General features: G+C 32.4%; 15 protein-coding genes and 1 tRNA gene. 10 read left to right on the top strand and 6 right to left on the bottom strand.

Translation table 11 applies throughout. The annotated features are described in order from the left end of the window. Positions 1–107 precede the first annotated feature (107 nt). Positions 108–2,177: a tetratricopeptide repeat protein gene (locus tag Q0921_RS20600; protein WP_299260259.1), complete on the bottom strand. Its 2,070-nt coding sequence runs from the start codon at positions 2,175–2,177 to the stop codon at positions 108–110. 691 nt (positions 2,178–2,868) lie between these two features. Between Q0921_RS20600 and Q0921_RS20605 the strand changes: the two genes are divergently transcribed. The 5 genes from Q0921_RS20605 (at position 2,869) to Q0921_RS20625 (ending at position 10,311) form a co-directional block, all read left to right on the top strand. Further along, positions 2,869–6,843 carry a DUF4114 domain-containing protein gene (locus Q0921_RS20605; protein ID WP_299260261.1) on the top strand — a complete coding sequence of 1,325 codons (3,975 nt, stop codon included), beginning with the start codon at positions 2,869–2,871 and terminating at the stop codon, positions 6,841–6,843. Between the two features lie 187 nt (positions 6,844–7,030). Beyond that, on the top strand, positions 7,031–8,287 hold the full coding sequence (locus Q0921_RS20610; protein ID WP_299260263.1) for an oligosaccharide flippase family protein: 1,257 nt from the start codon (positions 7,031–7,033) through the stop codon (positions 8,285–8,287). A gap of 136 nt (positions 8,288–8,423) precedes the next feature. Beyond that, positions 8,424–8,720 (top strand): STAS domain-containing protein, encoded by a 297-nt coding sequence (locus Q0921_RS20615; RefSeq protein ID WP_299260265.1) that lies wholly within the window; start codon positions 8,424–8,426, stop codon positions 8,718–8,720. Between the two features lie 31 nt (positions 8,721–8,751). Next, entirely contained in the window at positions 8,752–9,051 is a 300-nt protein-coding gene (locus tag Q0921_RS20620; RefSeq protein WP_299260267.1) for an STAS domain-containing protein, read from the top strand. Between the two features lie 42 nt (positions 9,052–9,093). Continuing rightward, positions 9,094–10,311 (top strand): glycosyltransferase, encoded by a 1,218-nt coding sequence (locus Q0921_RS20625; RefSeq protein WP_299260270.1) that lies wholly within the window; start codon positions 9,094–9,096, stop codon positions 10,309–10,311. A 29-nt stretch (positions 10,312–10,340) separates the two neighbouring features. Here Q0921_RS20625 and Q0921_RS20630 read toward each other — a convergent pair whose 3' ends face one another. The 3 genes from Q0921_RS20630 to Q0921_RS20640 are packed head-to-tail and all read right to left on the bottom strand — an operon-like array spanning position 10,341 to position 16,226. Beyond that, on the bottom strand, positions 10,341–11,891 hold the full coding sequence (locus tag Q0921_RS20630; RefSeq protein ID WP_299260271.1) for a cellulase family glycosylhydrolase: 1,551 nt from the start codon (positions 11,889–11,891) through the stop codon (positions 10,341–10,343). Beyond that, positions 11,888–13,120: a hypothetical protein gene (locus tag Q0921_RS20635; RefSeq protein WP_299260273.1), complete on the bottom strand. Its 1,233-nt coding sequence runs from the start codon at positions 13,118–13,120 to the stop codon at positions 11,888–11,890. Before Q0921_RS20635 ends, Q0921_RS20630 begins: the two co-directional genes overlap by 4 nt. Positions 13,121–13,127: 7 nt before the next feature. Then, entirely contained in the window at positions 13,128–16,226 is a 3,099-nt protein-coding gene (locus Q0921_RS20640) for a hypothetical protein (protein WP_299260275.1), read from the bottom strand. A gap of 223 nt (positions 16,227–16,449) precedes the next feature. Between Q0921_RS20640 and Q0921_RS20645 the strand changes: the two genes are divergently transcribed. Next, the gene (locus Q0921_RS20645; protein WP_299260277.1) at positions 16,450–17,016 is read left to right on the top strand and encodes a glycosyltransferase; all 567 of its coding nucleotides are present in this window, start codon (positions 16,450–16,452) and stop codon (positions 17,014–17,016) included. Positions 17,017–17,413: 397 nt separating this feature from the next. Here Q0921_RS20645 and Q0921_RS20650 read toward each other — a convergent pair. Further along, a tRNA-Met gene (locus Q0921_RS20650) sits at positions 17,414–17,486 on the bottom strand. 389 nt (positions 17,487–17,875) lie between these two features. On the opposite strand from Q0921_RS20650, the gene leuC reads away from it, so the two are divergent. From leuC to leuB, 4 genes are all read left to right on the top strand, one after another. After that, positions 17,876–19,288, top strand: coding sequence for a 3-isopropylmalate dehydratase large subunit (gene leuC / locus Q0921_RS20655; RefSeq protein WP_299260279.1), 1,413 nt, complete (start codon positions 17,876–17,878; stop codon positions 19,286–19,288). A gap of 100 nt (positions 19,289–19,388) precedes the next feature. Continuing rightward, complete coding sequence (gene leuD / locus Q0921_RS20660; RefSeq protein WP_299260281.1) at positions 19,389–19,985, top strand: 3-isopropylmalate dehydratase small subunit; 597 nt, start codon at positions 19,389–19,391, stop codon at positions 19,983–19,985. Between the two features lie 194 nt (positions 19,986–20,179). Continuing rightward, a complete protein-coding gene (locus Q0921_RS20665; protein ID WP_299260283.1) occupies positions 20,180–21,703 on the top strand; it encodes an alpha-isopropylmalate synthase regulatory domain-containing protein in 1,524 nt (507 codons plus the stop codon). A gap of 15 nt (positions 21,704–21,718) precedes the next feature. Further along, a complete protein-coding gene (leuB, locus tag Q0921_RS20670; RefSeq protein WP_299260285.1) occupies positions 21,719–22,777 on the top strand; it encodes a 3-isopropylmalate dehydrogenase in 1,059 nt (352 codons plus the stop codon). 53 nt (positions 22,778–22,830) lie between these two features. Here the strand turns inward: leuB and Q0921_RS20675 are convergent, their stop codons facing one another. Continuing rightward, positions 22,831–23,013, bottom strand: a complete 183-nt coding sequence (locus Q0921_RS20675; protein WP_299260287.1) for a CPXCG motif-containing cysteine-rich protein — start codon at positions 23,011–23,013, stop codon at positions 22,831–22,833. Between the last annotated feature and the right edge of the window lie 72 nt (positions 23,014–23,085).

A 23,085-nucleotide genomic window follows, 5' to 3' on the forward strand; every position in this document is an offset into this window, starting at 1 on the left:
TCTATTTGTTACTAGAATTCTCTGCGCATAAAACTACGCATATCTATTTTTCATATGCAACTTATATACAAAATTATAAATAAATAGAGGGATAATTATGAGATAACCTAAGGTTTCAATTCCATAATTTTCTTATTAAAAACAGGTTGTTTTAGGAAGTACCATTTTAACAAGAATCCAAATTCTGTAAATTCAAAACCTGTTGCAGTAGCAGAAGCAATATTACTATATTTACCATATAATGTACCTATTAAACGATCAGAGAAATTATATCCTAGTTTACCTTCTGCTCTATATGTTGTAGTTCCAGGATCATCCTCTATAAATTGATATCCAGCTGCTCCATTTAACCCATAGAACCATTTACCACTATCTTTACTAATCATATCTGCAAAAATTTCCACCACATTAAACTTTTTGGGACTAAAATAAATAGTAGGGACCTGATTCTCAAAAGTCATGTATTGATAGTTAATTCCGAATTTTATGGCTGGCCTATTAAGTATGTTGTAGTATAACGAAGTAAACAACAAATTTCGACTATTATCATCAGTCTGTGATGTATATATATATTGTGTATACCAACCTAAATTTATATTCGTACTTAAATTATAATTAAGGAAGTAGTTATTCATTACAATTTCGCGGTCAATTAAATCCGCATTAAAGTTTTGTAACTCTCTCTGATATCCAACATCCAAATTTTGTAATCTAAATGGTTTAGTAGTTAATCGTATCTCACCAGTCCATTGGGTATAATCATTAGTAAAAGCATTAGACTTACTAATACCTCCTTTGGTTTTTAGCGATACATTGCCATTAAACTTATATGAAAACCGCAAAGCTAACTCATTGGATGAAGCCTCGTTTTTAATTACTGTATTTTTCGTTGTACGATGTATATATTCTAATTCTGATTTAAACTTGGTTGATATAGGTAACTCGGAACGAAGCGATAAATTTACAGCTTCATTATTTCCATTATCAAAAGTAAAAGCTGTTTTTATTTCGGCAAAAGGTGTATAAGATAGTTTAAGTGTTTTGATTAATTTTTCTGCATCTGGTTGCTTAGGATAATAGTCCAATGTTTTAAAAGCATATGTAAAAGCCTTCTTGTCATCTCCTGTCGCTCGATATGCATTTGCAATCCCTAGGTTTCCATCAAAAGACCCTTCGCTTTTAGATAGAATAGTAGTATAACTCTGTAAACTTGATTTAAATTTACTAGTATACATCCCTTCTGTAGCTGATAATGCCATTATTCTAGTTTCATCAGGGTATTTTAACCTCAGCTGCTCTATTTCCTTAATAGCACTAGAAAATTTCCGATTCCATAAAAGTGCTTGTATGTATCGTTCATTAGTAGAGATAAATAGTTCTTTATCATCCTTATAGTTTTCTGCTTTTACTTTTGCATTACTAGCAATTTCTAAAGCTTTTTTTTCTTTATGTTTTTTATGGAACACTAGAGATAATCCATTCATGGCAAGAATACTATCTTTAGGATTCGTAGAAATTTCCTGATATACTTTAGCAGCATTATCCAGGTCTTCTGTCATCAGATAGATATTAGCTTTGTTCAATTGTGAGTCTTTATCATTAGGAAAATCAATTAAATTTTGATTTAATAATGACAATGCTTTTTCGAATTCTTTGTTTTGAGATAATTGATTAGCATATCCTAACCTAACATATTTCCTAGAGGTTAGTGCATTTGGATTTTCTTTTTGAATTGTTAACGCTTTATTTACTTCTATAAGGGCTTCCTCATACTTTTTCAAATTAGATAATGTGTTCGCATATCCTAATACAGCAGGAAAACTAGTGTCATTTTCTTCTAGTATTTCTTTATAAAACCCTTCCGCTTCAATAAATTTATTACTCCATAATAGAGATTCTGCATAATTAAGTTTAATTTCAAAATCGTTAGGATAAATATTTTTTAACTCAGTAAAAATAGAAACAGCTTTTTCTGAGTTACCAGATAGTCCCACTGCTCTTCCATAACATAATTTTGCTGTTTTATTATCAGGATACTCTTTTAATATGTTTTCAAAGAATGTTTCTGCTTCAAAATACTTACCTGTTTCTAAATAGGTAAAACCTTCTTGTAAATCTTGCGCTAACAGTAGAGAACCATACATAAAAAACACTAAGCACATAAATCTACGGGTCATACAGAGGATTTTATCTATTAGGGTATGAAGTTAGTAATTAGAATGCTATAAAAAGATTTTTTATCTTAAAAAAAGCGTTGATTTAAGTAAAATTTCCCTTTTTCAACATTCATAAAAATGGGGAAATACCCCTAATTTTATATAACATGTATTCAAAAACACATTAAAATGTAGTATTTTTCCTTCTTTATAAAGTTAAATAAAAGTTAAATAATACTTTAAAAACACCTAAAACAGACAAAATGTAGGTTTTTTTAACAAAACGTAAAAACAATATGGTTTTACCGTATCCGTAAAATAATCACCTATACTATCTTTACAACAAGCTAATAATCAGAGTTGAGCATTAATCAAGAAACAGAATCTTCAAAAAGCCCTAGAAGAAAGTTTAATAAAAAGAATAAAAAGAAGTTCTTAAAAAAAAGAACCAATTATTATTCTAACATACTTTACAACTCTTACCAGTCGTCATTTGTAAGGTATATCCAAACCGAATAAATTTTATAATGAAAACCCTAATTAATACTTATGTTTTGTAGACAATGGTCGTATCGATAAAACCAAAACTTTGCAAACAGGAATTAATTATTTTAAATATCACTATGATGCATACAATATATCATTAGTTAACGGATCTATTTCTCATAAGAAATAATAGCTTCAATTTTCAATGAAAAAACCCATAATGCTTATGAAAAAAATTACTTTATTCATACTCTTAATTTTTACGATAAGTTTCACTCAGGCTCAACAATCTTTTGATTGCAATGAAGCGAAATTTTATCAGGTAATTTCTGGATCATTAAGATCTTACGACCCTATTACAGGAACCTATTCTATTCCTTTACATACGACACCTAGCTATAATGCGGGTGGATATAATGTAGTAGATGATTTTCTGTATGCAATTAGAAGCAGCGACAAACACTTATTAAGATTAGGTATGGACCAAGTGGTAGACCTGGGAGCTGTTGCACCAAATGGAGGTGTACAATTTGGAGGAGGCTATGCGGCTGATGTCGATAATGAAGGAAACTTGTGGGTGTTTCAGAATAATGGAGGTAGGCAATCTTTTCATAAAATCATAAATCTCCAAGATTATGATGGTACCACAGCGCCAACATTTGAAATTGTTGTAGCTAATCAAGCGTCTCCAAATACTTGCGCAGATATTGTGTTTATTAACGGAGATCTTTATGGAGGTAGTAAAGGAAATGTGTATAAATGGGATTTAGGTACATCAACACCGGTTTTTAGCTCTAAAACGGTTACAGATCTACCTAATGATACTTTTGGTGCATGTTATACAGATACTAGTAATAGACTATATGTGTCGAGTAATAAAGGAGGATTACATTTGGTTAATGATTATCAAACAACATCTCCTTATGCTACATTATTAAACAATACTGAAGTGACTAATCAAAATGATGGTTTCAAATGCGCCGCTGGAGTTTCTCCAATTGATGCAGATGCAGATGAAGTATTGGATCCTTTTGATAAAGATACCGATGGTGATGGTATTCCTGATATCGTAGAAGGTGGAGGAATTGATCCTTATGGAGATGATGATGATGATGGTATATTTAATTACTTAGATCCTGATTTTGGTACTACTTGTAATAGTGGAGTTTCTCTTGCATTTGATAGTGATAGAGATGGTATTCCTAATGCCTTAGATCTGGATAGTGATAATGATGGAATCTATGATATTGTAGAAGCAGGGTTGGGAAGTTACGATACTAATGGGGATGGTTTATTTAATATTAACGATACTGGATTTCAGGATTCTGATTTTGACGGTATTGCCGATATTGTTGATATAGATCAGACTGGAGTAGCATTTTTTCCAAATGATACCGATGGAGATTTAATATATGACCCTTATGATATTGATGCGGATCAAGATGGAATTATTGATCTCATAGAAGGCCAGAACAGCGTAAACTTTATAACTCTTTCTGGTTCAGATCAAGATAGAGATGGTATAGATGATACTTTTGATCCTGATCAAGGAGGAGTTCCACAAGGATATCAAAATACAGATGGCGCGGATACACCTGATTTTCTAGATACAGACTCTAATAATGATGGTATACTAGATACCGTGGATGCATATGATACTAATAACGATGGTATTGCAGATACATTAATTGCTAATACCGATTTTGATCAAGATGGTCTTGATGATAATTTTGATACGAAAGAAACGGTTTTTGATTCGGATAATGGAGACCAAAATCCAAATAGCTTTCCCGTAGCTAGTATTAGCGAAAGATATCAATACTTAGGAACGTATGATATTAATGGAGTACCTGATTATTTGGTCGCAGATAGAACTATTGCTCCTGAAATCCTGACCAAGATAGATACTGCATTACCAGAAGGAAATTCTGTAGCAAATCGTAATCCTAATTATATTTATGGAGGATATGATACAGATATTATTTTAGAAGGTACTACGAATATATCAATCACTTTTATTAGTGAAAATACTGATTATAAAAATCTATTGGGTTATTATACCTATGATATTAATTCACCACTTACAACAGCTCCATCACCAGAAGATATTACCGTTATTCTTCCTAATGCTTCAGCTTCAGGAAGTAATGGAGGACTCGAGTCTGGAAATACAATAAACTTGGGTAGTTTTCCTACCAATACAGGAATTGGATGGGTATTATTAGTAGATTCATGGGACAATAACAACATAGATGAAGGAATCTGGCAGCTATATTCTCAGACAGTATTTAATCCAGAATGCGATGAAACCCTAAAACCTCATAATGTCCTTTTAGCAGATACTCCAAACGAGCAAATTATATTAGGTTTTGAGGATTTAAGAAGAGATTATCCGGGTATAGATCATGATTTTAATGATTTACTATTTTTCATAACAGCTGATCAATATTCATCTATCAAAACGAATAACATTCCTGAACTAGAACAACAAGAAGAGGTTACTTCTGGTAATGATGGCGGATTAGAAAGTAACGGTGATCTAGCAAGTTTAATTGCTAAAAGAAATTTTACTAGATCAAAAACAAACAACGTTTACAACAAGAAAAAATTACAAAAAACATTTAATCCCGATAATATATCTTACAAAACAGAAAACAATGAAGATTTAAGCATCTATTTCCCACTAACTGGAGCTTCTGGAATTGAAACTCCGTTTGTTTCTACACCAGATGATTTGATAGGGGTTACGAATGCAACATCTGTGTTTTCTATAGATTATTATGATGGAGAAAGTAGAGTTGGAGTGGCATTAGCAACAACAACTAACGGAAACGTTTACGATCATTCTAAAACTATCTGTGATCGATTAAATGGTTCTGTTTTAGAGGACATCAGAACATTAAGTGTTCGTAATTATGAAATGGTAAACACTAAAATAAGAAGATCTACTGGTGAGTTAGAGCAAACCTTACACTTTTCTGTAAGGTTAGATGAATTCCAGAATGAATTATACAGTCTATGGAACATTGATCAATATCCTGAAGGAGATTATCTTAATTTTCAGATTTGGGGAGGTTCTATCCCTCAAGTAGTACATATCGCAAATACGGTTATCGACAAACTTCTAGAAAACAAAGGATTAGGAAAAACATTTATTCCATCTAATATACCTTTAGTATTTGTTCAAAAAGGGTTTTACAGAAATGGAAAGCTTGTGCTTGATATTGTAAACAAAGAACAGTCTAATCAAATTTATTTTACAGGAAACAAAAGAATCACAGAATTATCTAATGAAGAATTGATTACTTCATCCATAGCATTATCGGGATCATATCAAGAAAAGATCATTATAGAAACCGGACATCTGTTTGATATTGGATTTGCGATCAAAGGAGATGATAATGATAAAATAGATGCGCTGTATCTTGCCGATGGACCATGGGGTCTTGATTACGAAGAAGAAGGTGTTGGGATTACTGATTTTGACATTATACAAAGCGAAGATCGTGAAGACGAAGAGAATTATTATCCAGTAGAAAGAGATATAACCGTCGCTGGTTCTTTAAAAGCAACGCTCAATATATTTAGAAATATATTGGGAGGAGATCTAACGTTAGACGTTTCTGAGTATAACGAATTAGAGGTTGAGTTATTAGCTGATAAAGAAGTAGAGGTTATTCTTGTTACTGAAAATTTAGTAGATTGGGATGACCGATTAAGATACACCATTCCTATAGGTAGTAAACAACTATATAATATCCCATTTTCAGAATTTACAAATCCTAATGGAGAAAATGCCTCTGAAGCAAAAAATGTGAGAAGTGTTGTATTCTCTATTCAAGGGAATTATACTGATTTTTCTTTATTCGAAATCGAAGTATCTAAACTCGCATTTAAGGTTTCAGAAGAAATTTTAGGTGCAGAAGATTATTCGGAAGAAGCATCTAAAAATAAGATGCGCAATTACCCTAATCCATTTAGGACAACTACAGATATTCTATTACCTAATGAACATACGGGACTTAGTATTCGTGTGATTGATATGCTAGGAAGGGTTGTACAGCAAGAAGAACTAGAGGTTTCAATTAATAAACCTAGAACAACAACTTTTACTTCTAAACATCTTAATCAAGGAGTTTATCGATATATAATTATTGGAGATAAATCAAAAGAATATGTAGGGAGTTTCATAATATATTAAGTATCCCAAAAATCAAATAAAATGAGATTGCACACTTTATGCTATCAGAAATCATGTTAAATCTATAGATAATTACCATTAGACAATAGATCTAGGCAATTCATCGAAGACAAAACGAATATCATGAAGATTATATGGATCTTTATTACATCCATAATGTTAAATCAATTGACAAACACCCTTAGAAATGACTATTAAGAGTTACATACCAACATTAACCGCAGAACAAAAATTCATGTGTAGTGTGATTATTGTAAATGGGGGTAATTATATCTACAATCTTTTACTTGGAAGGATTTTAGGACCTGAGTTATTTGCAGATGCAGCACTATTGATCACGTTTCTCTTAGTATTATCATTTATAGCAATGACTTTTCAATTAGCTACGGCAAAATTCTCTGTGCTTTTTGAAGAAAGTATCTTAAACAATTTCATAAACCTCAGCTATCGATATGCTTCCCTTATCGGAATTGTTCTTGGAATTTTAGTAATCATATTTGCCAATGACTTACAGACTGTTTTTAATACAAAATCAGCAAGGATGTTTACCATTTTTGGTTTTGGCATACCCATTTACTTCATAATGAGCGTAAATCGAGGAGTTTTTCAAGGAACAAAAAAGTTTGGTCAGCTTGCCATAACCTATCAAGGAGAAATGATCAGTAGATTACTATTTACTTTGGTATTGATCTATGTATTGCCTTTTCAGCCCATTTTCTCTATTGCTATAGGAATTGTTATATCATTCATATTTGGATTATTACCTTTTAAGACAAAGGATATTTCGATTTTCAAAGTCCAAACACTTCCTGAAAAACACACCAAGCATATTATTAGATTTTTTATGCTAACAGCATTTTACGAGCTAACACAAATCATTATTAATAATAGCGATATCTTATTAGTGAAACATTATTTTGAAGAATATGAAGCTGGTTTATATGCCTCATTAGCATTGATAGGTCGTGTCGTGTATTTTGTTGCATGGATGTTTGTGATGCTTTTATTACCTAAAGTAGTGGAAAAACAAAAAGATGGAGAAGCGACAGCTCCAATTCTATTCACATATGTTGGATACATTATTATACTCTCAACCTGTATTGTTTTTGGATGTTACTTATTTCCTGAAACAGTAATTAATCTAATGTTTGGTTCAGAATATATTACAGTTGCTCCTTTATTATGGAAATATGCCATTGCTACATCCCTATTCGCAATTGCCAATATCTTTGCTTACTATTTTTTATCATTAGATCAGTATATACCCGTTTTATTATCTGGATTATTAGGAATCTCTCAGGTAGTACTCATTGTGTATTTTCATGATAGTTTAGCTCAAGTAGTGGTGATGCAGATATTTGCTATGGCTATTCTTTTAGTATTTCAGGTACTGTACTTCTTAAAGAAGGAAAAATGGAATACAACAAAAACATATAACACTTAATATTTGAAAGTTTTACAAATCGATACATAGTTACTCTTAAACTATAGATAAAGGTAACTCATCGAAACCAAGATCAATATAGCTTCTAAAATGAAGATATTTACAGCATTAATAAACCCATTAAACCCAAAATACTATGGCACTTCAAATAACAAATAATTTCGGAATTTTAGAAATAGAGGGAGAAATTAAAGGTACAAATGTAAAATCTCTTAAACATCATTTTGAACATTTATTACAACATAAGGATCAAATTGTGTTAAGCCTTGAGAACGTAAAAAAAATCGATATTTCCGGAGTTAGTGCATTAACGAAACTTTATAAAAAAGCCATGAGTCTGAACAAGATTTTTTACATTATTGGTAACAACAATAAAGCAATAAATAAAGCATTCGGCAAGAATAGTTATGTTTTAAGAAACGATTATTTATAATATACCATTATTCCCCAAAAAACGAAATATCATGAAATTGCAAATTATAAATCAAAAAGGAACATATGAAATTAACGGTGATTTTACTGGATTAAACAATCACCTTGTAAAAGATCATTTTAACTACCTTCTTGATCATTATCAAGAAGTCATAATGTGTTTAAAAAAAGTAAAAAAAATGGATAAAAGAGCTATCCGTGTATTACAGATCATTCATAAAAAAGCAGTAAAACGAGGAAAAATACTTTTTGTATTAGGAAAAAAAAATAAAAATATAGTACCAACATTTAAACAAACTAAAACATCCTATATATTTAGAAATGATTATTAGTATGTTTCTTCAAAACGGATATTAATAAAATTAAAAGAACCCATGAAACTAGCCATTGTAACAGCTTATCCTCCTAGTAAAGTAACATTAAATGAATATGCATATCATTTGGTAAAACATTTTAGACAACATAAACAACTAACAGAAATTATTTTACTTACAGACACTGCTCCCGATCAAGCTGATATCAATTTTGAAGAAGATGGTTGTAAAATAACTGTAAAGCAATCTTGGAAGTTTAACTCCTATACGAATGTAATTTCTGTGATGAAGGCTGTGAATCAGACAAAACCAGATGCTATTTTATTTAACCTACAATTCATGAAGTTTGGGGATAAAAAAATAGCTGCTGCTCTTGGGTTATTACTGCCTTTATTATGTAAGAGAAAAGGAATTCCTACGATTGCCTTATTGCATAATATTATGGAGCAAGTAGATTTAGGAAATGCTGGATTTACAACTAACAAGGTCTTACAAAAAATATATAATTTTATTGGGACCACCCTTACTAAATTTATACTATCTTCTGATAAAGTGGCTGTTACCATAAGTAAATATGTAAATATTTTAGAGCAAAAATATAAGGTGGATAATATTGTATTAATTCCTCACGGAACTTTCGAAATACCAGAAGAACCATCTTATGAATCTTCTGGAGATATATTAAAAGTAATGACTTTTGGTAAATTTGGAACTTACAAAAAAGTTGAGGTAATGATAGAAGCAGTAGAAATAGTAAGAAAAAGAACTCAGAAGAATTTAGAAATAGTAATCGCTGGAACCGATAACCCAAATGTTTTAGGGTATCTGGATACTGTAAAAGAGAATTATAAAAACGTTCCTCAATTAACTTTTACAGGATATGTAGCAGAAGAAGATGTTCCGGTTATTTTTAAAGAAAGTGCCATGGTAGTTTTTCCTTACACATCGACTACAGGTAGTTCTGGAGTATTGCATCAAGCTGGTAGTTATGGTAAAGCTGTAGTCATGCCAGATTTGGGGGATCTTAGTATTTTAGTAAAAGAAGAAGGCTATCGAGGAGAATTTTTTGCTCCTGATAGTGTAGAAAGTTTAGCCAATGCCATCGAAAAAATAGTTGTAAACCCTGAATATAGAACAGAACTAGGAAAAGCTAATTATCAAGCGGCGACAGCATTGCCGATGAGTACAATCACAGAAATGTATTTAGAAACATTTGAGGAAATTAAAAAAGGAAAAAAATCAAAATTAAAAGAGAACTTAAATCAACTAACTGTTTAGAGATTTCTAAATTTTATTTAATTACTGCATTATTTATCTGTAATAAATTCGAAAGCTTTTTTCTGTTTACCATCTTTATCAATAAACCCAAAATGTTTTTGCTTATGCTTACGCCATGGGAGTTTGCCCACAACTGACGAGGGTACTTCTGTGAAATCATATAATGTCCACGACATATAATGCATCGTTCGCTCAGTCATTATTTTTTGAAAATCTTTATAGTAAGAAGCCTGATCTTCTTCTGAAGGTCCAAAAGGATTCCATAATCCTTTATTAGACGATAAACCAAATTCCTGCAGTACGATAGGCTTATCTATCTTGGAAAGCACGGTATCATATACGTCGACAAAATCTTCTAGATCTCTATAATAGTGAAAGGATACAAAGTCTATTTCATCTAATAATAATTTTGCTGACTCAGGATCAGACCAACCGATTGTAATTAAGTGATTAGGGTCAAAATCGCGAATCTGATTACTCATTTCTTTCAACCAAGATAAAACAAGACCTTTACCTCTACTTTCGAAATCTAGATTAGGTTCATTCTTTATATCCCAAGCTAATATGGCACTATGGTTTTTAAATTCACTCACAATTTGTTCGACATGACGATGTGTAAGTGTCCAATCCAAGATTGAATAATCTCCATAAAAATCAAATAAAGTGGCTACAACTTGTAAATTTTCTTGTTCTGCTAAATCTAAAACGCTTCTTAATTTCGTGAGCTTATCTAACGAAACTTTGGCTTTCCCGAAATCTTCATACTGCACAAAAATTCTAATAGTATTTAATCCTGCAGCTTTTATAATTTCAAAATCTTCAGCAATCACATCAATATCAAAATTATCTCCAAACATATCCCAAGGTGATTTTTGTGGATAATAATTGATTCCTTTGATATAAAAAGGCTCCTCTTTTACCATAATTTTTCCGTTAATAACTACTGTTTTTTTATTGGATTCTATACTATCTTGTTCTAATAGATTAGCTTCTTTTACCATATGTCGAATCTTCCAAAAACCATCTTCTAAAAGCATCATAACTTTATAGGCAGTTAAAGTTTCTTTCTCTAATAATAAGCTATCTTCTTTATAAATCCTTTGGTATTCTTTTACGTTTTTATCAGTAAAAACAACTAATTGTCCATCCGCACTATAAAAATCCAAATGTGTATTATGTTTAATAGTTGTGCCTTCTATATGAACCTTTTTAGAACTATTATCATCAATAGTTTTATATAAATTTTTACGTGCATTTTGAGTATAAAAATCATTAATACCAAAAGAGTCATTGGCCTTATACGCTACATTCTTTACATACCAAGCATCGAGATAGTCTTGTTGTATCTCTGATAACGTCTGGGATTCCATTGTCCTTCCTGGGTTTAATGTGTCTTTCCAAATAATTTTAGGTAAATACACTTGTTGACTTTTTTTAGTAAGGTTTAACATAGAGGTTCGATCAGCTCCTGTATTAAGAAATAAAAATACCTGGCTAATACCATAAAGAATCCCTCCATTAAGCGCCAAAAAAGATAGAACTAATAAAATCCTGTATATATTTCTATTTGGGGCTATCATAGTTGTAAATCATTAAATTCTTTTAGTACGCCCAAACCTTCAATGATAAGAGTATATGTATCATTCGGGAAAAAACTTTGTTCTATATTAAAAATGACATACCCTTTAGAAGAGGTTTTTATTTTTGTTTCTAAAAGAGTATCATCTTTGAATATTTTTAATTTTAAAATTGCTCCATCTGGTAAGATCTGTTTCATAAAACTAGATATTGGACCAATAATAATTTTTCTATTATCATCTTTAAAAACTACAGTATAATCTTCTAGAATTGGTTTATACGCAACATCAATTGTTTTACTCATTCCCATACCTACTACGTATGCCGTAACATTCCATAATTCTTTCTTATCAGGATGTAACATTTTTCCTTCAGCAATTCCATTAATTGTTGTTCCATATGTTTTTAGTAACATTCCAGAGGTGTTGGTAATAGAAAACTCTACTAGAGTCCCATCGACTACGATATTATCAAATTGATCTTTAATTGCAGAGGTTATAAAACTAGAAATTTGATTTCCATCTGCATATTCATGTTTTCGTTTACAACGTATTACAAAATCTTCCGCCTGCGCAGGAAATACTTCGATTGCATATTCCTTCGAATTCGTATTTTGCACCTCTGATGACACTAGAATTCTTCCTGATTGTTCATAAGAGAATATGTTTTTCCATCCAATAAAAGAATCACTTAAGTATATATCTTCTTTTTCTAGATTCAAAAACTGATGTCGTATGATAACTTCTGTACTATCAGCTACAGGATTATCATAATCATCTGTTGGCACAACAACAAGCATTGCATAATCCATTCCTCCTGCTATAATACTAGGAGGTCCTAGATAAGACTCCATATGTGTTTCTGTATTTTTATTGGTAAGAATCTCTAAAGTGGATGTATGCAGTTTTTTATTGTTATAGACTAGCGTATAATCCACAAGCCCTTTTTTCTTACTTATATATTCTGGGAATTTAAAAACGGTTTCTCCATTTTTAAAAATACCATCTATAATAGTACTTCCATAAGAAGTATGACAAAATAATTGAGCAGATACCTGTTCACTTAACTTATAGTTTATTGTAATCTCTGTTCCCGCAAGAACTGTTTTTTTATCAGGAAATTCGACAATAGTAATATCATCAGTACTATCAATAGTAACCATAGTAAATCCTATACTTAGAAAAAGTACAAAAAGTAGTGTAAAAACATGGATACCTTGTTTTAGATTCATATTGTTTTTAATTGGAAGCTCCTATATAACTATTGACTTCTATTTTTATATATTTATATCCTTTTCCTTTTACAGGGATTAACTGATCCGTCTCATGCGACACTTCTCTTTCTTGTATTACCTTATTAGCAATATCTTTATTAGGTAACCCATTAACAAAAGTATTTTCCATGTCATTGTTTAGGATTTTTAAATTACTAATTTCTGATAATGTATACTCAAAAAATTGTTTTCGTTGTTGGCGTATTCCCTCTCTTAGAAATAGATGATCCACCCAGATTAGAATTTTATCTTTGTTATAATAAGATATCAATAATTGGGGTATTGTCACCTCTTGAACTCCCGTGTTAAAAACGATTCCTTTTACGATTCCTTTATTTATCGTAATATCCTGAATTGCAACTCCTTTGTATAAATCTACATTTGCAACATTACCCGCACATTGCAAATTAAACGTTACGGGAACATCCTCAAAATTTACGGCAGTAAACTCATTAGGATTAAAAGTAGTAGGTCCTTTTTCTTTATTATCAATCCAAGCGATACCTTCAAAATTAATTCTAAAACTAGTAATCTCTTTTGGCATTAATTTATGCTTCATCTGATGTTTTACGTTATAGGTAGCCAACTGTTTATTATTCTGATTATAAAGAGTTCCGTTTACAACAACATCCGCAGGTACATTATCTATGTTTTGCAAAACACCAACAATAGTATAAATAGAATCTAATTGAACAATTTTGGCATTCAAGATCTCTAAAACCGGTTGTTTTAGTACATCTTCATGATGTGTTTGTTCTGAAGTGATTCTGCGTCTTCCATGATTAAAATATTTAGTAACATTCTCAACATATAATTGATCCGGTGGAATGTCTAAATCATAGTCCGATGTTTTTAAATACCATTGATTGTTATATTTTACAGTTTCGTGATAATAAGTTTTATCAATTTTTTCTAGCGGAGTCACCCAAAAAGTATTAACTCTTATTTTAGCAGTACTATCAGTGGCAACAATGGTATTTAATTCAATTTCATCTAGTTTGGCATAAGAACTTAGTAGTCCATCGGTAACAGAAACTTCTAACATAAATTGATCAAGTGTTTTATCACTTTTAGGGTCCAGATAAGAATATGCTTTTTTAAACTCTTTAAAATCTAGAGAATCATAATACGCTGTTATCACATTTTCTGGGCTAATCTGATCAGCATTTTTTATATAAAAAAGATATCCGCCATAGCCGAAAATTGGAATTAAAATTAACACCCATAATAGCGATATTCCTGATACAACAGGATTAAAACGATTATAATATTGTTTAAATCCAGAGATTATAACCGTACTTATTGGTCTGGATTTTAAAACTCGAATCCATAACATCTGGATATTCAAAAAGAAAGCAATAATAACAGTAAGCACAGGAATAATGCCCCACATCAATCGCTGATACAGAGGTATATCATCTTTGGGTAATATAGTGGACAATGGAGGTATGTTTAATTTTTCCCATACCATAATTCCATTTTCTAATTGTCTTAATCGTTGCCAACCGCAGAAGTATAAAATAGGATCATAAAACTTGTCATTAGAGAAAACATATTTCAAATTATACTTCTCAGGAACTGTTAGAAATTGTTGTAAAGATCCAATTCCTTCTATTCCTCGATATTTAGAATTCTCTAACCGTTCTACTGCTCTGGTAGTTAATTCAGGCAGTCTTCTTGCAGAGTGATAATTCCCATCAACCGTCATCGCTTTTGTCTGAGCAGATAACCAAGCCATCTGATCTCCAAATCCAAGAGGTAAATATCTCCAATGATCGTGTTGATCTTGTTTTAGAAAATTAAGAATAGGTAACATTTTTAATTTTTGAGGCTGCGAAGGTTTAAAATACCCTAGACTCATTGTGAAAATTGCTATAAAAATAAAAGCCCCCGCTAATCCAACTCCTAATAGACGATGAAAAAGGCGTCCTAGTTTATTTTGTATGAAATCTCTTAAGTCTCCAACTACAAAACGATATGCAAATTCACCAAATATAGGTATCGCCATAATAGAAGCCCAAAGTGTAAACCTATCTAATGTTAAAATATTAAAAGCATTATCACCTAATATCATTTTTGGAATAGGCGTAGTACCTCCTGTTCCGAGAATTGTTAAAATTGTAAACGATAGACCATAAAACAAATAACGTTTACTAAAAAAACGATACCAGATATAAGGAAGAACAAATAACAGAATTCCCCAAGGGATTAAAAAAAACACTAAACCAGAGGAAGTCACTTCTAAAAAATTATCCCTTGACCCATGTGGAATAGGAACCTGAGTTATTGGGTTATTCTTTGTATTTATCCAATACGGTAAAATGCAAAATATGATTAATATTAGTGATCCTACTCCAAAAGTCACTATTCTCTTGAATAAAGAGAGAAATACTTTGAAAAAAACAAGGAATTTAACCTTCTCATGTGGCCCCACTCTTTCTTTAGACACATCCATAATTACCATTCCAATTAAAGGAAAAATAAAGAAGACCATTCCAAAAATTGGAGTTACGTGATGAGATGTTATCGTAACAGAAAGTAAACTCAAAGATGTTAATAAATATCGGTATCTACCAGTTTTAATCCAAAGATAAATTTCAGGCATCGTATGCATCAATACCGAAACTCCTATTACACTGGGTAGTTGCCCAAAAACGTGAAGCGTTTCTAAAAAGGAAGAAGAAAACACAGCTAATACAGTTGCATAACCAGCTACAGTTTTATTAGAAGTAATAAGCAAAGAAAATCGATATACTCCTGTAATAAATAGAATAATCCCAATAATAGCAACAGTAAATAATCCGAATTTTAAGCCACCTATATATGAAAATAACGCTATACTTTGATGAACCAATGGCGGATATCCCATAACGGTAAATCCAGTATACCAACTATAATTCCATGGTTCGAACCAATTATTAGCATAGTGATTCCCAAAAAATAAATGAATCAGTGCATCATAAGTGGATTCTAATGTAAAGAAAATACTGGTTCCGTGAAAAACGACTCCAATAAGTAATGCGCTAACTAAGTATTTATTAATCCTTTTTGTTACTGTATCCAAATTATCCTTTTTAACAACTTCACTAAAATAAGATGAAAGTCAAAAAATCCCAAGATATAGGGAAATTTCAATCATCAATATACAACAAAGGTTTCAATTTTAATGAATGTCAAATCTATTCAATAAGGCCATTCACCTATAGCAATCTTCCTGTAATCGAAAAGCTCCCTTTCAGAGTAGCATCCCAAATTAATTTTGAGGTATAATCCCAAAATAACTTATTATGAAAACCGGAATTATTATACCTTGTTATAACGAAGAAAAAAGACTAAACGCAACTGCTTTCATAAATTTTATTCAAAAAGAAAACAACGTTCATTTATGCTTTGTAAATGATGGTAGTAAAGATGACACCATCACTGTATTAAAAAGTATACAATCTGAAAACCCTTATAAAGTGAGTGTTATTGACATGAAAAAAAAATCTGGTAAAGTTGCTGCGGTTAGAGCAGGCGCAAGATATCTTCATAGCAGAGGAGATATTAGTTTTGTTGGGTATATAGATGCCGATTTACCTACCGATTTTGAAAATTTTGACGATCTTTTAAAAACATTAAAAACCAACAAAAAACTAAGCATGGTATTTGGGTACAGAGCCAAAAATGCTTCTGAAGGGATTGAGAAAGATAAAATAAGATCCTTACTATCTAAAGTGACTAATATACTGATTGTTTTGATCGTAGGATTATCAATACAGGACACGCAGTTCGGAGACAAAACTAATAAAGCTGAATTAGTGCCTATCGCCTTTACAGAAAACTTTTTGATGTATAGATATTTACTAGAATGAAAAGATATTTTGGGAAAGAACAGACGATAAAAACAATTTTTGAACAACCATTAAAGAAATAGATTCATATGCGTTATTCTAAATTAGGTTTAAAGGATTTTCAAAAATATTTGCATAAACACAACAATTGATCTAAATCCTTTTTTAGACTCTAAAGGTAGATACCCCCCACCAAATCCCCACACCAATATTAAATAAAGTGGTTCGTTTTTTTATTAAAAAACTCATAAAACCATACTATCCAAACGTTTACACATTTAAATATCAAACTTGTGACCTTCGGGTAGAGAAGATAAAAGTCACACTATTATTAAGGTAAACAAGGTGTTTTTCGGATGAAATTGGCTAAAAAAACAAAAGCCAAAATATTGAATTTCAATATTTTAGCTTTTTAAAGTAGCGGGAACTGGACTCGAACCAGTGACCTTCGGGTTATGAGCCCGACGAGCTGCCTACTGCTCTATCCCGCGATATATAATTAGTAATTTACTTGTCTTTTAAACTTCGAGTTATGAGCTCAACAAACTACTTATTATCCCTTGCGGACGGCAAATATACAACCTTTTTTAGCTTTACAAAGGATAATTAACAAAAACTACCATTTTTTTTACCATAGCTTTTCTTACTTCTTGATTTTAAATTATATACCAAAATAGAAATAATAGTATTTGCTAAAATCAATATATTTTTTATCAAATTATCTAAAATTACTACTAATATTGAGATATACTTAAAACTACTCCTCACTTAGTAGTTTTATTAGCTGATATCTTCAGTAACTCGTAAATTTACCTCCTTTTTAACATTTTAATAATAAGATGCTAAATGCATCCATCGTATTGTAGTAAAAATCGTAAAAATGAGTAAGACATTATTTGACAAAGTGTGGGATTCACATGTAGTACGTAATATAGAAAGTGGACCAGATGTGTTTTTTATTGATCGCCATTTCATACACGAAGTAACAAGTCCTGTAGCTTTTTTAGGTATAAAAAGTAGAGGAAACACCGTTCTTTATCCAGAACGTACATTTGCTACTGCAGATCATAACACCCCTACTATAAACCAACATTTGCCGGTAGAAGATCCTTTATCAGCGAACCAATTAAAAGCATTAGAAGAAAATGCTGCTGCTTGGGGAATTTCTCATTGGGGATTAGGACATGAAAAAAATGGTATCGTTCACGTAGTGGGACCAGAAAATGGTATTACATTACCTGGAGCAACCATCGTTTGTGGAGACTCACATACCTCTACACACGGCGCCTTTGGTGCTATTGCCTTTGGTATTGGCACATCTGAAGTAGAAATGGTATTATCTACACAATGTATTATGCAACCTAAGCCAAAGAAAATGCGGATCAATGTTAATGGAGAACTTGGTTTTGGAGTAACACCAAAAGACGTTGCATTATATATCATTGCTAAGTTAACCACTTCTGGTGCTACTGGTTATTTTGTAGAGTATGCTGGAGATGTGTTTACAAACATGACTATGGAAGGTCGTATGACCGTTTGTAATCTTAGTATAGAAATGGGTGCAAGAGGCGGAATGATTGCGCCAGATGAAAAAACTTTTGAATATATTAAAGGAAGACCATTAACACCAAAAGGGGAAGCGTGGAACACTGCCATGGAATATTGGAAAACCCTAAAAACGGATGAAGATGCTGTTTTTAATAAAGAACTTACTTTTAATGGTGCTGATATTGAACCTATGATTACCTATGGAACGAATCCCGGAATGGGAATTGGTATTACGAATCATATTCCTGATGCTTCTAATATAGAAGGCGGTGTTGCTACTTATAAAAAATCTTTAGGATATATGGATTTTAGTGAAGGTGATACCATGATTGGTAAATCTGTAGATTATGTGTTCTTAGGAAGTTGTACAAATGGTAGAATTGAAGATTTTAGAGCCTTTGCTTCTATCATCAAAGGAAGAAAGAAAGCAGAAAACATTACTGCTTGGCTAGTTCCCGGATCTCACGAAGTAGAAGGATTGATCAAAGAAGAAGGAATCTTAGATATCATCACTGAAGCTGGCTTTACGCTTAGAGAACCAGGTTGTTCTGCTTGTCTGGCAATGAATGCTGATAAAATCCCAGCAGGAAAGTTAGCGGTAAGTACCTCCAACAGAAATTTCGAAGGAAGACAAGGACCTGGATCAAGAACTTTACTAGCTAGTCCTCTCGTCGCAGCTGCAACAGCAGTTACAGGCGTAGTAACCGATCCCAGAACACTTTTAAAAGAAGAAGCATTAGCATAACATTAATTTAGAATTTGGCGTACAGCATTCAGAATGTAAAAACGAATACTATTACAAACACTGAATTCTTAATTCTAAATTCATAATTCGCAATTAAAACATGGCATACGATAAATTCAATATAGTAACCTCTACAGCAGTACCATTACCTATAGAGAATGTAGACACTGACCAGATTATTCCTGCACGTTTTCTAAAAGCAACAGAACGTAAAGGATTTGGAGAGAATCTTTTTAGAGACTGGAGATATAATAATGATAATACTCCAAAAGAAGATTTTGTATTAAACAACCCAACCTATAGCGGCAAAATCCTTGTAGGTGGTAAAAATTTCGGATCTGGATCTTCTCGAGAACACGCAGCTTGGGCAGTATATGATCATGGATTTAGATGTGTAGTTTCTAGTTTCTTTGCAGATATTTTCAGAGGTAATTGCCTTAATATTGGCGTTTTACCTGTACAGGTAAGCCCAGAGTTTTTGGAAAAAATATTCGAGGCCATTAAGATAAATCCTGATACAGAAATCGAAGTAAACTTACCTCAGCAAACGATTACAATAAAAGCTTCTGGTGAATCAGAATCCTTTGGCATTAATAGTTATAAAAAAGACAACATGCTGAACGGATATGATGATATAGATTATTTGTCCAAAATGAAAACAGAAATTCAGGAATTCGCAACTACACGCCCTTTCTAAAATGTGATTCGGGCGTTAGAGCGGGCTATCCTTTATATCTTTTTAGAATTTGTATCCTTCGAGAACCTCAGGGTACAAATTCTAAAAAGGATGAGGTCCGTCCTGAGCGGAGTCCAAGGGCTATCCCTAACACAAAAAAAGACTTGACAGATTTTTAAAACCTGTCAGATCTGAGAAGGAAAAATCAAACAAATATGAGCAAACGATCAATAGAAATCATGGATACTACACTCCGAGATGGTGAACAAACATCTGGGATATCCTTTTCTGCTTCAGAAAAACTAACGATCGCACGTTTGCTGATTGAAGAACTAGCTGTAGATCGTATCGAAGTAGCATCCGCTAGAGTATCCGAAGGAGAGTTTGAAGCAGTGAAAAATATCATTGATTGGGCGAATGAAAATGGATATATTGATCAAGTAGAAATATTAACTTTTGTGGATAATGGCAAATCCATACAATGGATGAAAGATACAGGAGCCAAGGTTCAAAACCTTCTTACCAAAGGATCTCTGAATCACCTCACATATCAATTAAAAAAAACTCCCGAACAACATTTTGAGGACATTGCGACCACTTTTAAACAAGCAACTCAAGAAGGAATCATCACTAACGTTTACTTAGAAGATTGGAGCAATGGTATGCGCAACTCTCCTGAATATGTATACCAGTTCCTAGATTTTCTGTCTACACAACCTATAAAGAGAGTGTTGTTGCCTGATACATTAGGAGTTCTTATCCCTTCTGAGACATATACATATTTATCCGCTTTACGAAATAAATATCCCGATTTACATTTTGATTTTCACGCACATAACGATTATGATTTGGGTGTAGCCAATGTAATCGAAGGAGTTAAAGCTGGAGTCAATGGCTTGCACCTAACTATGAATGGTATGGGAGAACGCGCAGGAAATGCCCCTCTAGCAAGTGTAGTAGCAGTAATCAATGATTACTTTCCAGAAGTTAGTATCAATGTAATAGAATCTGCTCTATATAAAGTTAGTAAACTGGTAGAGACCTTCTCTGGGTTTAAAATTCCTGCTAATAAACCTGTGGTAGGTGATAATGTATTTACTCAGACTGCTGGAATCCACGCAGATGGTGACAACAAACATAACTTGTATTTTAATGATTTAATGCCAGAACGTTTTGGACGTAAACGAAAGTATGCTCTAGGTAAAACTTCGGGCAAAGCCAATATCGAAAAAAATCTTCAAGAATTGGGATTAAAACTAAGTCCTGAAGATATTAAAAAGGTTACCCAAAAAATAATTAAACTCGGTGATAAAAAAGAAGTCGTAACTCAAGAAGATTTACCGTATATCATTTCGGATGTATTAGACAGTAAATTATATAAAGACAAGGTGAAAATTATGTCCTACGCCTTAAATCACGCAAAAGGCTTAAAACCTTCTACTACATTGGCAATTAAAATGGATGATGAGATTATAGAACAACATGCACAAGGGGATGGACAATATGATGCATTTATGAATGCACTAGGAAAAGTATATAAACAAAAAGATAAAACACTACCAAAACTTATTGATTACGCAGTGCGTATTCCTCCGGGAAGTAATTCTGACGCACTATGCGAGACTGTGATCACCTGGAAAACTGAGGCAAAAGAATTTGTAACCAGAGGCTTGGATTCTGATCAAACAGTTTCTGCAATTAAGGCAACAGAAAAAATGCTCAATATTATTGAATTATAATTTTAGAATATTAGAATGGAATTAAACATTGCACTACTCGCCGGAGACGGCATCGGACCAGAAGTTATTGATCAAGCTGTAAAAGTTTGTAACGCTATTGCGATAAAATACAATCATCAAATAAACTGGACAACAGCATTAACGGGGGCAGCAGCCATTGATGCTGTAGGCGAACCCTATCCTGATGAAACTCACGAAGTTTGTGTTAATGCAGATGCCGTATTATTCGGAGCGATTGGTCATCCAAGATTTGACAATGATCCATCCGCAAAAGTAAGACCTGAACAAGGATTACTTAAAATGCGCCAGAAACTAGGTTTGTTTGCTAATGTACGACCTACCTTTACCTTTCCGTCATTAATTGACAAATCCCCTCTAAAACGTGAACGTATTGAAGGAACGGATTTGGTATTTCTTCGTGAATTAACCAGTGGTATTTATTTCGGAAAAAGAGGTAGAGAAGATAATGGAAATACTGCCTATGATACTTGTACTTATACGCGTGCAGAAGTTACGCGATTAGCTAAAAAAGGATTCGAGACGGCCATGAAGCGTAGTAAGAAGTTATGCTGCGTAGACAAAGCAAACGTGTTAGAATCTTCTCGTTTATGGAGAGAAACAGTACAAGCTATGGAAAAAGACTACCCAGAAGTCGAGGTAAGTTATGAATTCGTTGATGCTGTAGCGATGCGATTAGTACAATGGCCCAATTCTTATGATGTATTAATCACAGAGAATCTTTTTGGAGATATTCTTACAGATGAAGCCTCGGTCATATCAGGATCGATGGGATTAATGCCCTCTGCATCTTTGGGAGAAAAAAATTCATTATTTGAACCAATTCACGGATCATATCCACAAGCAGCCGGAAAAGATATCGCCAATCCATTAGCAACCATATTATCTGCTGCTATGATGTTCGAAACAGCTTTTGGATTAACAGAAGAAGCTGAAGCAATCAAAACAATAGTAAATAAATCTTTGGATCAAGGTATTGTAACCGAAGATCTTTCCGAAGACAAAAAAGCATATAAAACCAGTGAAGTTGGAGATTGGTTAGTGAAGAATATATAAATCTTTCAGACCTGACAGGTTTTTAAAACCTGTCAAGTCTTAGATCAAAGTAATTACTGCTCAATATTAATTGCTTCAAAAGAAACTAATTCCTGATCTTCGAATCTTGGGTTTATCATAATAGGATTACAACACACCTCGCAATCCTCTACATATTCTTGATGAGAAACCGAGACATCTAACAACATGGATATGTCTTCCCAACAATAGGGACATTGAAAGAAATGTTCAAACATCAGATTAATTATTATGAATTCATTTTTATACACTTCAACAGGCTAAGTACAATAACTGAGAGAGCAATTACA

Source organism: uncultured Aquimarina sp., assembly GCF_947496855.1.
GTDB lineage: Bacteria > Bacteroidota > Bacteroidia > Flavobacteriales > Flavobacteriaceae > Aquimarina.

Bases quoted from the DNA above. Each gene is read 5' to 3' on its own strand.
- Q0921_RS20600 (WP_299260259.1), bottom strand. From the start codon at position 2,177: ATGACCCGTAGATTTATGTGCTTAGTGTTTTTTATGTATGGTTCTCTA.
- Q0921_RS20605 (WP_299260261.1), top strand. From the start codon at position 2,869: ATGAAAAAAATTACTTTATTCATACTCTTAATTTTTACGATAAGTTTC.
- Q0921_RS20610 (WP_299260263.1), top strand. From the start codon at position 7,031: ATGACTATTAAGAGTTACATACCAACATTAACCGCAGAACAAAAATTC.
- Q0921_RS20615 (WP_299260265.1), top strand. From the start codon at position 8,424: ATGGCACTTCAAATAACAAATAATTTCGGAATTTTAGAAATAGAGGGA.
- Q0921_RS20620 (WP_299260267.1), top strand. From the start codon at position 8,752: ATGAAATTGCAAATTATAAATCAAAAAGGAACATATGAAATTAACGGT.
- Q0921_RS20625 (WP_299260270.1), top strand. From the start codon at position 9,094: ATGAAACTAGCCATTGTAACAGCTTATCCTCCTAGTAAAGTAACATTA.
- Q0921_RS20630 (WP_299260271.1), bottom strand. From the start codon at position 11,891: ATGATAGCCCCAAATAGAAATATATACAGGATTTTATTAGTTCTATCT.
- Q0921_RS20635 (WP_299260273.1), bottom strand. From the start codon at position 13,120: ATGAATCTAAAACAAGGTATCCATGTTTTTACACTACTTTTTGTACTT.
- Q0921_RS20645 (WP_299260277.1), top strand. From the start codon at position 16,450: ATGAAAACCGGAATTATTATACCTTGTTATAACGAAGAAAAAAGACTA.
- leuC (WP_299260279.1), top strand. From the start codon at position 17,876: ATGAGTAAGACATTATTTGACAAAGTGTGGGATTCACATGTAGTACGT.
- leuD (WP_299260281.1), top strand. From the start codon at position 19,389: ATGGCATACGATAAATTCAATATAGTAACCTCTACAGCAGTACCATTA.
- Q0921_RS20665 (WP_299260283.1), top strand. From the start codon at position 20,180: ATGAGCAAACGATCAATAGAAATCATGGATACTACACTCCGAGATGGT.
- leuB (WP_299260285.1), top strand. From the start codon at position 21,719: ATGGAATTAAACATTGCACTACTCGCCGGAGACGGCATCGGACCAGAA.
- Q0921_RS20675 (WP_299260287.1), bottom strand. From the start codon at position 23,013: ATGTTTGAACATTTCTTTCAATGTCCCTATTGTTGGGAAGACATATCC.